Here is a 2,812-nt window from a genome sequence, read left to right as displayed (position 1 = left end):
GCAGGATCGCGGGGAGCGTGCAGGACAGGGATGCGGCCGTCCGGCGGGATGTTGTCGGTTACCCGTTCGCGCATCCGCTGCACTGACTCAACGAAGTTGGCCCGCGACGCGCTCGACCAGACCAGCGGCGCGACCCCGGCAACGTACCGCTCGCCCAGCTTGCGGTCGCCGGCGATGGGACGCGCCTTGAGCAGCGCCTGGAACTCCCAGCTCTTCGCCCAGCGGTCGTAGTAGGCGAGGTGCGATTCGAGCGTGCGCACCAGTGCGCCGTCTTTGCCCTCCGGCCGGAGGTTCGCGTCGACCTCCCAGAGGGGCGGCTCGGCGGCGAACTCGTGGATGCCCCTGGCCGTCAGCACAGCGAGGCGAGTGGCGATCTCAACCGCCCGGTCGGCGGGGAGACCCTCGGACCCCTCGGCGACGAAGATCACGTCGACGTCGCTGACGTAGTTCAGTTCCCTGGCGCCGCACTTGCCCATACCAATGACGGCGAGGTGTGTGCGGGCGACATCCTCCGCCGGGAAGCGGACGGACCGGCGCGCAACCTCGAGCGAGGCATCCAGCGCCGCTCCGGCGAGGTCGGCGAGCATGGCGGTGACGTCCGAGACGGCCGCCAGCGGGTCGGGGCTGGCGAGATCCCACGCGGCGAGCTGGCAGATGTGCCGGCGGTAGCGCACACGAAGGGCATTCCACGCGGCGTCCTCGTCCAGCCTGTCGACCGCGTCGATCAGGTCGGCGCGGAGCTCGTCAGGACCAGCGAGCACCGCCAGGGGTTCAGCGAGGGCATCCAGCTGTTCCGGATGGCGCCGGAGAAATTCGGCGAGGCCGACGGATGCTCCGAGCACCCGAATCAGGCGGTCGGCACCGCCCTCGCTCTGCAGTAACCGCTCGACCTGCTCGGGCGCGTTTGCGCGCAGGTCGGCAAGGCAATGGAGTGCCTGGTCCGCATCCGCGGCATGGGCGAAGTGGGGCACGAGCTCCGCCGGGAACTGGTCGAGAAGCTCGCGCGCGGTGCCCAGCTCGGCAAAGCCCAGCCGAGCCAGCTCGGTGAGCGTGGTTTCGTGGCGCTGCATCGGTGCTTCGCCTTCCGCCTAGAGAATCTCCAGGTTGCTCTCGAGCTCGTACGGCGTCACCTGTGCGCGGTATTCCTTCCACTCGCGCCGCTTGTTCAGCAGCACAAAGTTGAAGACCTGCTCCCCCAGGGTCTCGGCTACGAGCTCCGAGTCCTCCATGAGGGAGAGCGCGTGGTCGAGGCTCGCGGGAAGCTGGTTGTACCCGAGGGCACGGCGCTCGGCATCCGTCAGCGTCCAGACGTTGTCCTCGGCCTCCGCCGGCAACTCGTAGCCCTCCTCGATGCCCTTGAGGCCCGCCGCGAGCAGCAGCGAGTAGGCGAGGTAGGGGTTGGCGGCGGAATCAATCGCGCGGTATTCCACCCGTGAGCTCTGGCCCTTGTTCGGCTTATAGAGCGGAACGCGCACGAGCGCAGAGCGGTTGTTGTGGCCCCACGTGACGAAGCTGGGCGCTTCGTCGCCGCCCCAGAGGCGCTTGTACGAGTTCACGAACTGGTTGGTGACCGCAGTGATCTCCGGTGCGTGACGCAGCAGGCCCGCAACAAACTGCCTGCCGATCTTGGACAGCTGGTACTGGGTTCTGCCGTCGAAGAAGGCGTTCACGTCGCCCTCGAAGAGCGACATGTGCGTGTGCATGCCCGAACCCGGATGCCCGGACAGCGGCTTGGGCATGAACGTCGCGTATACGCCCTGCTCGATGGCCACCTCCTTGATGACCGTTCGGAATGTCATGATGTTGTCGGCCGTGGTGAGCGCGTCTGCGTAGCGCAGGTCGATCTCGTTCTGACCCGGCCCCGCCTCGTGGTGGCTGAACTCGACCGAGATGCCGAGATCCTCGAGCATCCGAACTGAGCGACGACGGAAGTCGTGGGCGGTGCCACCTGGCACGTTGTCGAAGTAGCCCGCTGAGTCAACAGGCGTTGGCCCGTTCTTGCCGAACTTGCTCGACTTGAGCAGGTAGAACTCGATCTCGGGGTGCGTGTAGAACGTGAATCCGCGGTCGGCCGCCTTGGCGAGCGTGCGCTTCAGGACGTTGCGCGGATCAGCGACAGCGGGCTGGCCATCTGGCGTCGTGATGTCGCAGAACATGCGGGCGGTCGGATCGATCTCGCCGCGCCAGGGAAGAATCTGGAAGGTCGTGGGATCCGGATGCGCGAGCACATCGGCCTCGTAGGAGCGCGTGAGCCCTTCAATCGCGGAACCGTCGAAGCCGAGGCCCTCCATGAAGGCGCCCTCAACCTCTGCCGGGGCGATGGCCACGGACTTCAGGGTGCCGACGACGTCCGTGAACCAAAGCCGGATGAACTTGATGCCTCGTTCTTCAATTGTGCGAAGAACGAAGTCGCGCTGCTTGTCCATCAAGCTCCCAAAAATCGTGGTTCAGAGTGCCAGTTTACGTGCGGTATCAGGCTAGTGGCTCCGCCCCCGTCCGGCGCGGCGGCAGTAGGGTGGGGATCATGGCAGAGCAGTCAGCATCGGCGCCCAAGAAGGTTCGCACCCGTCACTTTCAGCACGCGAAAGAAAACGGGATCAAGATCACGGGACTGACCAGTTACGACCAGCTGACGGCATCCATTTTCGATGAAGCGGGCATCGACTTCCTGCTGGTCGGCGACTCTGCCGGGAACAACGTGCTCGGCTACGACACGACCCTGCCGGTGACGATCGACGAGCTGATTCCTCTCGCTCGCGCCGTCGCCGGAGCGGCGAAGCGCGCCTTCGTCGTGGCCGACATGCCCTTCGGC

Annotated in this window: 2 protein-coding genes and 1 pseudogene; 1 reads left to right on the top strand and 2 read right to left on the bottom strand. The window is 66.0% G+C overall.

The window, feature by feature from the left end:
• Together JWR61_RS28080 and JWR61_RS28075 are read right to left on the bottom strand one after the other, a co-directional pair.
• Nucleotides 1-1,070, bottom strand: a pseudogene (locus tag JWR61_RS28080) (hypothetical protein); the annotation flags it as partial.
• 18 nt (nt 1,071-1,088) lie between these two features.
• Nucleotides 1,089-2,426: a glutamine synthetase family protein gene (locus JWR61_RS28075; RefSeq protein WP_301930959.1), complete on the bottom strand. Its 1,338-nt coding sequence runs from the start codon at nt 2,424-2,426 to the stop codon at nt 1,089-1,091.
• 98 nt (nt 2,427-2,524) lie between these two features.
• Between JWR61_RS28075 and JWR61_RS28070 the strand changes: the two genes are divergently transcribed.
• On the top strand, nt 2,525-2,812 hold a 288-nt coding region (locus JWR61_RS28070), incomplete at its 3' end, for a 3-methyl-2-oxobutanoate hydroxymethyltransferase (protein WP_301930958.1).

Source organism: Ferruginibacter sp. (assembly GCF_028288465.1).
GTDB lineage: Bacteria > Bacteroidota > Bacteroidia > Chitinophagales > Chitinophagaceae > Ferruginibacter.
The sequence above is the reverse complement of the archived record's forward strand: the minus strand, read 5'-3'. Positions and strand labels throughout refer to the sequence as shown.

Bases quoted from the DNA above. Each gene is read 5' to 3' on its own strand.
- JWR61_RS28075 (WP_301930959.1), bottom strand. From the start codon at position 2,426: ATGGACAAGCAGCGCGACTTCGTTCTTCGCACAATTGAAGAACGAGGC.